The following is an 11,425-nucleotide window of genomic DNA, read 5'->3' as shown; positions in this document are numbered from 1 at the left end:
GACGATCGAGCGTGACGCGCTGATCCCGCTGCTGCGGGGCCGGGCCGGGGAGGACTTCGCGCGGCCGGTCGCCGCGTGTCCGGGCTGGACGGTGCGGGACGTGCTGGCGCACTGCTCGGCCGCGCTGACGCGGGTGGCGGAGGGCAGGTTCGAAGAGGGCGTGTTCTCGCCCGAGTCCAACGACCGGGACATCGCGGAGCGGGCCGGCTGGAGCGACGCGCAGGTCGTGGACGAGCTGGAGCGGGGGATGGGCGAGGCCGGGCCCGCGATCGCCGGGGCCGGCGGCAAGCTGGACGGCCTCGCCCTCGGGGAGTGGGTGCACGCCGGGGACGTCCGCGAGGCCCTGGGCGAGCCGGGGGCCTACGGCGGGGCCGGGCTGCCGGACGCGCTCGCGCTGCTCGCCCGGATCACCCGCGAGCGGGGGCATGTGCCGGTCCACGCCGACCTCGACGACCTGGACGAGCCGCTGCGGCTCGGCGAGAGCGGCGGGGAGCGGCCCCCGGGCCGGTTCATCGGGGACGGGCCGACGCTCGTACGGCTGTACACGGGGCGGCCGGTCGACGGGGCGCCGGTGTTCGAGCTGGCCGGGGTGGAGTCGAAGGAGCTGAACATCTTCGGCTGAGCCCGCCCCCGGGGCATCGGAGGCGGCGCGGATGGGCAGCGTAGTCTTGATTGGACTAGACCTGTCATCGAACGCCGACGCATGCCGACGAAGGGGCCCCATGAGCAAGCGTGCAGTCCTGGAGGTGATCGCCCTCGGGGTCGAGGACGCGGTCGCCGCCCAGGCGGGAGGCGCGGACCGCCTCGAGCTGGTCACCGACATGGCGGCCGACGGGCTCACCCCGTCGGCCGCCACCGTCGCCGGGATCCGGCGCGCGGTCGACATCTCCCTGCGGGTGATGATCCGTCTGGCGGACGGGTTCGCGGCGGGGGATGTCGAACGGCTGGTGCGGGTGGCCGGTGAGCTGCGGGAGGCCGGGGCGTCGGAGTTCGTGCTGGGCTTCCTCGATGGAGGGGGCGCGGTCGATCTCGGCGCCGTGGAGCGGGTGGTGGCGGTTCTGGACGGATGCCCCTGGACGTTCCACCGGGCCATCGACCGGGCCGCCGACCGGGACGCCCTGCGCAAGCAGCTGGACGGGATGCCGGGGTTGGACACGTACCTGACGGCCGGGTCTGCGGGCGGGGTCGATGACGGGTTGCCCGTACTGCTCGCGGAGGCCGGGCGGGCCGGTGAGCCGGGGTATGAGCAGCGGTTGCTGGTGGGGGGTGGGTTGCGGTTGGAGCATGTGCCGGTGTTGTTGAAGGCCGGGGTCGACGGGTTTCACATCGGCGGAGCGGCTCGGCCGGGGGGCTGGGACGAGCCGGTTTCGGCCGAAGCGGTCGCGGCGTGGCGGGCGGCGTTGGACGCCCGTTGATGACGTGTACGACGCGCTGCGGCGACCGGGCCTGCGGCCTGTGGAGCACGAAGGTGCGCCCGGCCCCGCAACAGCGTCTCGGCGACCGTGGTCAGGGGGCTCGGGTGCTGCCACGTGGTGCCCGTGAAACCGGCTGCCGTTCGCAAGCGGGTCAGTGGCCGGCCGAGGCCGGGGTGGCCACTTCGCGTGTCGGGGTGGTGGCGAACGATGACTTGTGCACGGCGAAGACCGTGTCGCAGCGGTCCCGGACGCCGGAGTCGTGAGTGGCGAGCACGACGGCACATCCGGCTCGGCTCAACTCACGGAGTATGTCGATGACGGCGGTGGTGTTGACGTCGTCGAGGGCGCCGGTGGGCTCGTCCGCGAGGACCAGCGTGGGGCGCTGGACCATGAGCCGGGCCAGGGCCACGCGTTGCTGTTCGCCGCCGCTCAGATAGTGGATCCGTTCCTTGCCCCTGCCCGCCAGGCCTACCCGGTCCAGGGCCTCGGCGATGCCCGGACCGTCGCTGTCCGACCTCTTCCGCCGTGGTCTGACGGCCACTTCCAGGTTCTCCTGGACAGTCGCGTTCTCGATCAGGGCGTAGTGCTGGAACAGGTACCCGAGGGTGTCACGACGGAATCGGCGGGTCTCTCCTCTGCCGAACCGCGTGATGTCGTTTCCCTGGTACCGGATCACTCCGGTGGTCGGTCGGTCGAGCAGTCCGAGGCAATTGAGGAGAGTGGACTTTCCCGACCCGCTCGGGCCGACGAGTGCGAGCATCTCACCCCGGCTGACGGCGAAGTTGACGCCCTGCCACAAGACCCGTGACTCGAAAGACTTGGACAGGTCTTCCGCCTCGATCACGATCTTCTCCGCATTGAACGAGGGGCTTTTGGTGCTTGCAGAGTTCATGCCGCAGCCGCTCCTTCCTTCACTATTCGACGATGGAAGAACGCGAGAGCGAGCAGCACGGCCCCGAATTCCACTGCAACCAGAGTCGTGATGACGCCGGCGTCCAGCGCGGTGAGGTGAGTGGGTTGGAAAGGAGCCGGTGCGCCGGCGGCCGCGTACTGTTTCAATTCCTGCCCCTGCTGCCACGCTTGGAAAGGAACCCGCGTGGCGAATATCGCGGCGATAGCCAGTTCCACGGCGAGGATGAAACGATGCGTGGTGACGTATCTCCAGCCGCTGATGTGTCGCGCGAAAATCGTCTGTGCGTTTCTGCGGGAATAGATGAGGCAAATCCCGACACCGGCGATGAGGAGAATGATGGCGGAGATGATGAGATTGAACACGTGAAGCCGTAGTTCGCTGACCGCGTTCCTGAGGTCCAAGGCGGTTTTCTGGCCAACGGGACTGATTCCGCTGATGTAGCTCTGCAGTCGGTTCGTCTTGATGCCGTTCAGCGCGTCATCAGGGTCAGGGAAGATCACTCCCGCCTGAGAGGCGTAGGTGGTGTATGCGTCGTGGGTGAGAAATCGCGAACCATTCGGTACGGCGATGATCACCGGGTCGCGCAACATGGACCTGTCCTCGTCGGGGCCGTGTCCGGAATTGTAGACATAGGTCCCGGTGTTGTATCCGAAGAGACGCTGTCCCGTTTTGCCCCTCACTGCCTCAAGTGGGACGTTCTGGTTTTGACGTGAGCCCATGATCGCGGACGCCGTCTTCGTGATCACCGCTGTATGAGAAGCGAGAGAATCCGGGATGATGACCCGTATCGACCGCGAGTCCGAAGCCTTGTCGTTACCGGCGCGAGAGGTGTAGCGGCGTCCCGCCGGGTCCCGTACCGGCTGCTCGGCGAGATACGTGTCGTTGACGATGAGGAACTCGCCGGACGGCAGACGGGCGCCGGGGGCGGATGTCTGGAGGTCTCTGCGGCCGGCGAGGACCACCTGGCCTTGCCGGTCCGCCTGGCGTAGCCATGGCCCCACGTGCTCGTCCAGTTGTTCCGTGCGCATGGCGAATGCGCCGCTGAGGCGGATCGAGACCGCCTCGCCCACCGTCTCGTAGACCTTCTGGTTGTCCTGGCGCATCAGCACGCCGCGGCCGGCGAGGGTGACGTTCGTGGCGATGCTGAGCGCGAGCAGGAGCGCCGGGATGCGTACGGCGTACACGCTGAGGGACGCCGCCCGTGCGGGCAGCTCGCCCTTGAGGGCCTGCAGTACGTCGACCTTGTAGGTCAGCGCGAGCACGGCCGCGTGGGCCGCGAGCACCAGGATGAGCAGGAGGACGGCGGCCACCGCAGCCACCATGGCGAACAGACCGAGCCAGGCGAAGCCGTTGTAGAGGCCGAGCGAGGCCAGCGTCACCGCCGTCACGGTGCCGGCTGCCGCGAGCCAGTAGACCGCCAGCTGTCGCAGGTCACGCAGGAGGATGCCGGTGAACGACATGCCCTGCATGCGCAGGACCCCGTACGTCTTGGCGTTGAGCAGCACGCTCGCGCCGGTTATCGTCACGGCCGCCAGCGCGACCACGCAGAAGGCCTGGAACAGCGGGTCGTCCGAGTACCGGCCGGTCAGCTCCGAGTACGACAAGGGGTGGGTCACGCTCGTGGTGAGACCCAGGCGATCGAGCTCGCCCACCAGCGCGTCCACGGTCGCGGCTGTGCCGAACACGTAGTAGGTGCCTCGAGGGTCCAGCGCTTCGACTTCTGACATCGGGTGCACGCGTGTTGCAAGGGTCCTGCTGAACTGTGGATAACCCTCGTCCAGCCACCCCTCGGTCATGGAAGTGCCGGCGGGGGTCAGATACAGATGCCGGAGGCCATCGGGATTCATCATGTCGGGCATCTCGCGGGCTATTCCGACCTTGTACTCGGCCGAGATGCTTTCGACAGCCCGGACGACTTGGGCCCCGCTCTTCGAGCCGTCGGAGTCGATCACTTCGACGAGGGCTGTGTTTCCTAGTATTCCGGTCTCATCCAGGCCGCGCACGAAAAGAAAGGACAGTGCTGCGGCGAAGGCGAGAACCGCGGCGTGGACGAATCTCGTGCCTCGATGCAGCATCTCTTACCGATCCGGTCAATCCGTGAGGGAACAGCTGTGGGGGCGAGGGGCACCCGCCCCCACAACTGGCGTCAGCAGCTGGGGTCGTAGTGGTACGAAATGGCGCCGCCGTTCTTCGTGCCCGATGCAAGGGACCACGGGCCCGGCGAAGTGCAGCCGCTCTTGAAGGTCTGGCTGCCGATCTTCACGGCCGACGAGTGCCAATTCGACGCGTGCTTGAAGTTCGACCACGCCGTATTGGCGCCCTGGTCGTAGCTCCACTTTCCGCCGGCCACATCGACGGTCGTGGCGATCGCCGGCGTTGCCGCAGCGAAAATGAGGGCCGCAGATGCGACGGCTGCCTTGACCACGTTTCTCTTGTGCATGGTGAATCACCTCTCACTATGAGCTTTTCGTGGACTTGTCGTGTGCACCCCAAAGCTTGAACGGAAAGTGATCACGGCGCAACAGCCTGATCGTTTTCGGCTGTCAGTTGGCTGAAAAGCCGTGGATCATGGAGGTGGGAGCGCGGCGAATGGAGTGAGGGGTGAATTCGGACAGTGGCAGGATTTCTACTGTCGTGATGGCCGCAGGAGCAGGTGCGTCGCGGCACGGGCCAGGATGTTTGGCTTAAGGTGCTACGGGTTGTGGCCGGTAGTGACTCCGGAATTCGGCCCTCCTCGCCAACCGTCCTCGGGAGCCCCCTTCATGTCGACCGGCCAAAAGTTAGAGACAGCATTCCGCTTTTCCCGGCCGGAAAGGGAAACCGTGGCGGGCACCGCCTCGTACCGCGTTGCCCTCGTCTGGCTGCTGCCGATGCTGTGGACGTCGGCCTGCGGTCTGTGGGGGCTGGCGCGGCAGGACAGCGTATGGCGGGACGAGGCCGCGACATGGCAGGTGGCCCAGCGCTCGACTGCCGAGATATGGCACATGCTGGGCAACGTCGACGTGGTCCACGGGCTCTACTACCTGCTGATGCATGTGCTGTTCGAGTGCTTCGGCCCCGGCATCACGACGCTGCGGCTGCCGTCGGTGCTGGCCACGGCGGTCGCTGCGGCTTGTGTGGCCGTCATCGGCCGCCGACTGGCCGGCGCTTGGGCGGGCCTGGCCGGCGGGATGACCCTCGGACTGCTGCCGGCCGTGCAGTTCTATCTCCAGGAGGGCCGGTCGTACGCGTTGGTGGCGGCCGGGACCGGAGTTTCCACAGTCCTCCTGGTGACCGCGCTGCAACGGCAGGTCCGGAGGCGCCACTGGGCCGCATACAGCGCCGCTGTCCTCTTCACGGGCCTGCTGAACTGGCTCTCGCTCATGATGCTTGCGGCGCACTTCGTCACCCTGCTCTGGACTTCTGCCGGGCGCACGGTGCTGGCTCGCTGGGCGGTGGCGGCCGGGTGCGCCACGGCCGGTGCGCTGCCGTTGATCGTGTTCAGCCGAAGTCAGTCCGGGCAGGTGTCATGGATACCGCCGCTGTCCGGGCACATGCTGATCGGCCCCGGGGTTCTGCTGGCGATCGGGGGCGTCGGCGCGCTGCTGGACCGGCCGCGGGCCCGCCGGTTGTCAACGGCGGCCGTGGGACTGCCGCTGCTGGCGGTGCCGCAACTCGGCCTCATCGCGCTGTCGCTGATCCAGCCGTTGTTCCTGGACCGCTACATCCTCTACAGCATGCTGGGGCTGGCCCTCCTGATCGGTACCATCGTCGACTCGGCGGTACGGGCGGCCAGGCCCCGCTGGCCGGGAGCGTCGAGGTGCATCCTCCCGATGGCGCTCGCCGTGGCGATGCTGGCACTGCTGCCGCAGTCACTGGCCAAGCGATCGCCGGCGAGCAGGGTGGACGACGTCCTGGCGGTGGCCTCGGAAATAAGGCACCTGAAGCAGGCCGGGAACGGGGTCCTCTTCATACCGTCGGCCCGCCGGGACACCAAGTCCGTCTCCCCGAACGCCTTCGCGGGCCTGCGGGACATAGCACTGGTGGAGACCCCGGTGGGATCCGGCACCCTGAAGGGCGTGGAGGCGGCCCCGGACCGGATACGCGCTGCGCTGATGGCCGAGCATCGGGTCCTCCTGGTGACGGACGCATCAGGGGTGGCCCGCCCGGTGACGACCGCCCGGGACAGAGCCAAGACCGCCGTCCTGCGCAGGTACTTCACCCCAGTGGCCGACGAACAGATCCGCGGCCGCAGGGTGACGGTGTACGAACGCCGGCCGACGACTCGCTGACCCCCCGTGAGCACCCTGGTCGGGCAGTTGAGAGGCCCTCGGCCAGGAGCACAGCGCGTGGTCCGGAAGGACTCCTCTAGGTCAGTTGTGGCGGCAGCGGGGCCGTGTGGGTCACCGTCAGGCCCGATACCGCCCTGGTCAGGGCCACGTACAGGCGGCGCAGGCCCGTGCGTTCGTCCGGTTCTGCGTCCACCACCGCACGGGGCTCGTCCAGGACCACGTAGTCGTACTCCAGGCCCTTCGCGAGCGAGGCCGGGACCAGGGTCAGGCGGGTGTCCTGGGTGGTTTCCTCGCCGGGGCCGATATACGGGATGCCGGCCTCCGTGAGGGCGTCGGCCAGTTCCGGCACGCGGGCGTCCGCCGCGATGAGGCCCGTCGAGCCCTCGTGGCGCAGCAACTCGCGGCAGGCCTCGACCACGTCCTTCGTGCCGGAGACCGGCCGGACCTCGAAGTGGCCCGGGTTCTCGCGGATCGAGGCCACCGGGGTCAGTCCGGGGGCGATGTGCGGGAGCAGCCGGGAGGCGTAGGTGATGACGTCCGTCGGGACACGGAAGCCCGCCGTCAGCTCCTCCACCAGGGCGTCCTGCTTGCCGAGATGGGTCAGCGCCTCCTGCCAGCTCCGCGTCGCCCAGGGCGTCGTCCCCTGCGCCAGATCGCCGAGGACGGTCGCGCTGCCGGTGGTGCAGCGGCGGCCGACCGCCCGGTACTGCATGGGGGAGAGGTCCTGCGCCTCGTCGAGGACGACATGCCCCAGGGAGTGCGTGCGCTGGATCAGGTCGGTGGCCTCGTCGATCAGGACGGCGTCCGCCGGCGACCACTTCGCCGACTTCACACTGCGCGCCGGCTTCGCCCAGAGGATCGCCTTCTGCTCGTCCTCGTCGAGGATCCCCTCGGCGTGCACGGCGAGGAACTCCGCGTCCGACAGCAGCCGCAGCACCAGCTTCGCCGGGTCGACGGCCGGCCAGACCGCCTTCACCGCCGCCTTGACCGCGCTGTTGCGGGCCACCGCGTCCTGCACCCGGTCGTCCGGCGCCTCACCCGACCGTTCCATCTGCACCAGCACGGCGTGCGCGATGCGCTGCGGCAGGGCCTCGCGCGCGGCGCCGTAGCGGATGTCGCGGTCGAGCAACTCGCGGACGATGTCCTCCAGTTCGTACGCCGGGACCCGCCAGCGGCGGGAGCCGCGCACGACCACGACCGGCTCGGTGGGCATCGTGACGTGCGAGTAGAGGGCCCGGCGCAGCACCCGCGCCAGCCGGGCGTCGCCCTTGACGACCGCGGCCGTCGCGTCGTCCGTGCCCTTGATCTCGACGTGGCCGACGAGGTCGTCGACGGTCGCCTGCTGGACGGTCAACTCGCCCAGCGCGGGCAGGACCTGCTCGATGTAGTGCAGGAAGGACCGGTTCGGTCCGATGACCAGCGTGCCGGTGCGGGCGAGCCGCTCGCGGTGGGCGTAGAGGAGGTAGGCGACCCGGTGCAGGCCGACGGCGGTCTTCCCGGTGCCCGGGCCCCCCTGCACGCACACCGTGCCGGAGAGGCCGGAGCGCACGATCTCGTCCTGCTCCGGCTGGATCGTCGCGACGATGTCCCGCATCGGTCCGACACGCGGCCGTTCGATCTCCCGCTGGAGCAGCTTGCTGGTCCGGTCCGCCTCCCCCGGGTCGGACAGGTGCTCGTCCTCGTACGCCGTGATGTCGCCGCGGGTGTAGCCGAAGCGGCGGCGCAGCGCGATGTCCATCGGGTCCTTCTTGGAGGCCCGGTAGAACGGCTGTGAGACCGGCGCGCGCCAGTCGATGACCATGGGGTCGCCGTCGTGGTCGTGCACATGGCGGCGACCGATGTAGAAGCGCTCCCCTTCCGCGCCCTCGGCCTTCTCACTCCCCGGGGCGTGCAGGTAGTCGAGCCGGCCGAAGAACAGCGGGGTGTCGCTGAGATCGGCCAGCGCCTTGACGCGCTCCTCGATCTGGCGGGCCAGCACCTCGGCGTTGACCCAGTTCGCGGTGACATCGCTGATGTCGAGGGCCTCGACGTCCTCGCGCATGGCGCGCAGGGCGGATCGGGACGAGGAGAGGTGGGAGCGCTCACGCGCGAGCGGGTCGTCGACGGGCGTGGACAAGGGGGTGCCTCCGGAGGGACCTGCTGAGAGTGGGCGGTGAGATGCCGGCCGGTTTCCGTCCGGTCGGCGGCACTCCGTGAGGGAGGCGGGCAAGAGCGGAGATTTTAGAGGAACGGGGGCGATGACCGCGAACGGTTTTCTCATCCCCTAGGGGACGGCCCTCATCCTCGAGGGGAGCGGGTCGGCCCAGCGGCGTACGCGGCGGCCGGGAGATTCCGCCCCGAGACCGACGCGGACTTTACGGGCCGAAACGCACCATGGAGACATGAGCGCAGCAACCATCCACCCCGCCCCGGCACCGGGCCGCCCGCCCGGCGCCACCGCCGTGGCAGGCAGCCACCGCCACCGCCTCGGCGATGCCCTGCGCGCCGTCAAGGTCTTCGCGGGCGCCGCCTTCGACGTGATCGTCCTCGGTCAGTACGGAGAGGAAGTCGGCGTGGTCCGCCGCAAGTGAGCGGACCGGCCCGGGCCGAGCGCCGTCAGCTCTCCGCGAGCAGCTCGTCCGCGTCCACGATCCGGTACGCGTACCCCTGCTCCGCCAGGAAGCGCTGGCGGTGCGCGGCGAAGTCCTGGTCGATGGTGTCCCGGGCGACCACCGAGTAGAAGTGCGCCTGGTGGCCGTCCGACTTGGGCCGCAGCACCCGGCCGAGGCGCTGCGCCTCCTCCTGCCGGGAGCCGAAGGTGCCCGACACCTGGATGGCGACCGTCGCCTCCGGCAGGTCGATCGAGAAGTTCGCGACCTTGGACACGACGAGCACGCTGATCTCGCCCTCCCGGAAAGCGTCGAAGAGCTTCTCCCGCTGCGCGTTCGACGTCTCGCCCTTGATCACGGGCGCCCCGAGGTGCTCACCCAGCTCGTCCAGCTGGTCGATGTACTGCCCGATGACGAGGATCTGCTGCCCCGCGAACTTCCGGACCAGCGCCTCGGTGACCTTCCGCTTGGTCGCGGTCGTCGCACAGAAGCGGTACTTCTCCTCCGTCTCGGCCGTGGCGTACGCGAGCCGCTCGGAGTCCGTCAGATTGACCCGGACCTCCACGCAGTCGGCGGGCGCGATGTAGCCCTGCGCCTCGATCTCCTTCCACGGCGCGTCGAACCGCTTGGGCCCGATGAGGGAGAAGACGTCGGACTCCCGGCCGTCCTCGCGGACCAGGGTGGCGGTCAGGCCCAGCCGCCGCCGCGCCTGGAGATCGGCGGTGAACTTGAAGACCGGCGCGGGCAGCAGGTGCACCTCGTCGTAGACGATCAGCCCCCAGTCCCGCGAGTCGAACAGCTCCAGGTGCGGGTAGACGCCCTTCCGCCGGGTCGTCAGCACCTGGTAGGTGGCGATGGTGACCGGGCGGATCTCCTTGCGGGTGCCGCTGTACTCGCCGATCTCGTCCTCGGTCAGCGAAGTCCGCTTCACCAGCTCGTGCTTCCACTGCCGCGCCGAGACGGTGTTCGTGACCAGGATGAGAGTGGTCGACTTCGCCTGGGCCATCGATCCGGCCCCGACCAGCGTCTTCCCGGCGCCGCAGGGCAGGACGACGACGCCCGAACCGCCGTGCCAGAAGTTCTCCACGGCCTGCTTCTGGTACGGCCGGAGCGCCCAGCCGTCCTCGGCCAGCTCGATCGCGTGCGCCTCGCCGTCGACGTACCCGGCGAGGTCCTCCGCCGGCCAGCCCAGCTTCAGCAGCGTCTGCTTGATCTGCCCGCGCTCGGAGGGGTGCACGGCGACCGTGTCCGGGTCGATGCGGGCGCCGACCAGCGGCGTGATCCGCTTCGACCGCAGGATCTCCTCCAGCACCGGACGGTCGGTGGTGGTCAGGACCAGCCCGTGCGCCGGGTGCTTGGACAGGGTGAGACGGCCGTAGCGGTCCATCGTCTCGGCGATGTCGACGAGCAGCGCGTGCGGCACCGGATAGCGGCTGTACTGCACGAGCGCGTCCACGACCTGCTCGGCGTCATGCCCGGCCGCGCGGGCGTTCCACAGGCCCAGCGGGGTCACGCGGTAGGTGTGGATGTGCTCCGGCGCCCGCTCCAGTTCCGCGAACGGGGCGATGGACCGGCGGCAGTCGTCGGCCTGCTCGTGGTCGACTTCCAGGAGCAGGGTCTTGTCGGACTGGACGATCAGCGGACCATTCACGCGCGGCACCCTTTCTGTGGCCGGAGGGCTCGGACGGCTCGACAGCGCGATGCCTCGGCCAAACGTCCAGTGTGCCTGATCGACCGCGTCAGGTGGTGTGATCTGCGCGTCCGGTCGTACTGAATGCCTATTCATCCCAACGTGTGGTGTGAATTCAGTTTTTCCATCGCGTCCCCGAAGAATGGCGCGGGTGCGCAACCCGACGACCACCACGCTCGGATACGCCCTGTTCGCCACCCGCTGGCTCCAGGCCCCGCTGTACTTCGGGCTCGTGGCCGCCCAGGGCGTCTACGTCTACAAGTTCTTCAAGGAGCTCTGGACCTTAATCCTGATGTGCGTGAGCGGGCACGCCACCGAGACGTACGTGATGCTCGCGGTGCTCAAGCTGGTCGACGTCGTCATGATCGCCAATCTGCTGATCATGGTGATCGTCGGCGGCTACGAGACGTTCGTCTCGCGCATCGGCCTGCAGGGCCACCGTGACCAGCCCGAATGGCTCTCGCACGTCAACTCCAACGTGCTGAAGGTCAAGCTCGCCACGGCGATCGTGGGCATCTCCTCCGTACACCTGCTCCAGATGTTCGTGG

10 protein-coding genes are annotated in these 11,425 nt (G+C 68.9%); 5 read left to right on the top strand and 5 right to left on the bottom strand.

Annotated elements, in window-relative coordinates:
* The first annotated feature begins 4 nt into the window (after positions 1-4).
* Complete coding sequence (locus ABT116_RS33525) at positions 5-622, top strand: maleylpyruvate isomerase family mycothiol-dependent enzyme (protein ID WP_351641480.1); 618 nt, start codon at positions 5-7, stop codon at positions 620-622.
* Positions 623-722: 100 nt separating this feature from the next.
* The gene (locus ABT116_RS33520) at positions 723-1,415 is read left to right on the top strand and encodes a copper homeostasis protein CutC (protein ID WP_351641469.1); all 693 of its coding nucleotides are present in this window, start codon (positions 723-725) and stop codon (positions 1,413-1,415) included.
* 151 nt (positions 1,416-1,566) lie between these two features.
* On the opposite strand, the gene ABT116_RS33515 is transcribed toward ABT116_RS33520, so the two are convergent.
* From ABT116_RS33515 to ABT116_RS33505, 3 genes are all read right to left on the bottom strand, one after another.
* Complete coding sequence (locus tag ABT116_RS33515; RefSeq protein WP_351641463.1) at positions 1,567-2,307, bottom strand: ABC transporter ATP-binding protein; 741 nt, start codon at positions 2,305-2,307, stop codon at positions 1,567-1,569.
* Positions 2,304-4,403, bottom strand: coding sequence for a bacteriocin-associated integral membrane family protein (locus tag ABT116_RS33510; RefSeq protein WP_351641459.1), 2,100 nt, complete (start codon positions 4,401-4,403; stop codon positions 2,304-2,306). Before ABT116_RS33510 ends, ABT116_RS33515 begins: the two co-directional genes overlap by 4 nt.
* A gap of 71 nt (positions 4,404-4,474) precedes the next feature.
* Positions 4,475-4,768, bottom strand: coding sequence for a lactococcin 972 family bacteriocin (locus ABT116_RS33505; RefSeq protein ID WP_351641457.1), 294 nt, complete (start codon positions 4,766-4,768; stop codon positions 4,475-4,477).
* A 430-nt stretch (positions 4,769-5,198) separates the two neighbouring features.
* On the opposite strand from ABT116_RS33505, the gene ABT116_RS33500 reads away from it, so the two are divergent.
* Positions 5,199-6,599 carry a glycosyltransferase family 39 protein gene (locus tag ABT116_RS33500; RefSeq protein ID WP_351641475.1) on the top strand — a complete coding sequence of 467 codons (1,401 nt, stop codon included), beginning with the start codon at positions 5,199-5,201 and terminating at the stop codon, positions 6,597-6,599.
* A gap of 76 nt (positions 6,600-6,675) precedes the next feature.
* Here the strand turns inward: ABT116_RS33500 and ABT116_RS33495 are convergent, their stop codons facing one another.
* Positions 6,676-8,715, bottom strand: coding sequence for a HelD family protein (locus ABT116_RS33495; RefSeq protein WP_351641454.1), 2,040 nt, complete (start codon positions 8,713-8,715; stop codon positions 6,676-6,678).
* A gap of 265 nt (positions 8,716-8,980) precedes the next feature.
* On the opposite strand from ABT116_RS33495, the gene ABT116_RS33490 reads away from it, so the two are divergent.
* Complete coding sequence (locus ABT116_RS33490; RefSeq protein ID WP_351641451.1) at positions 8,981-9,169, top strand: hypothetical protein; 189 nt, start codon at positions 8,981-8,983, stop codon at positions 9,167-9,169.
* 25 nt (positions 9,170-9,194) lie between these two features.
* On the opposite strand, the gene ABT116_RS33485 is transcribed toward ABT116_RS33490, so the two are convergent.
* Entirely contained in the window at positions 9,195-10,838 is a 1,644-nt protein-coding gene (locus ABT116_RS33485) for a DNA repair helicase XPB (protein ID WP_351641449.1), read from the bottom strand.
* 190 nt (positions 10,839-11,028) lie between these two features.
* On the opposite strand from ABT116_RS33485, the gene ABT116_RS33480 reads away from it, so the two are divergent.
* Positions 11,029-11,425, top strand: a 397-nt coding sequence (locus tag ABT116_RS33480) for a TIGR00645 family protein (protein ID WP_351641447.1), incomplete at its 3' end; no start/stop codon positions are given.

The organism is Streptomyces sp. NPDC002130, from assembly GCF_040296465.1.
GTDB lineage: Bacteria > Actinomycetota > Actinomycetes > Streptomycetales > Streptomycetaceae > Streptomyces.
The sequence above is the reverse complement of the archived record's forward strand: the minus strand, read 5'-3'. Positions and strand labels throughout refer to the sequence as shown.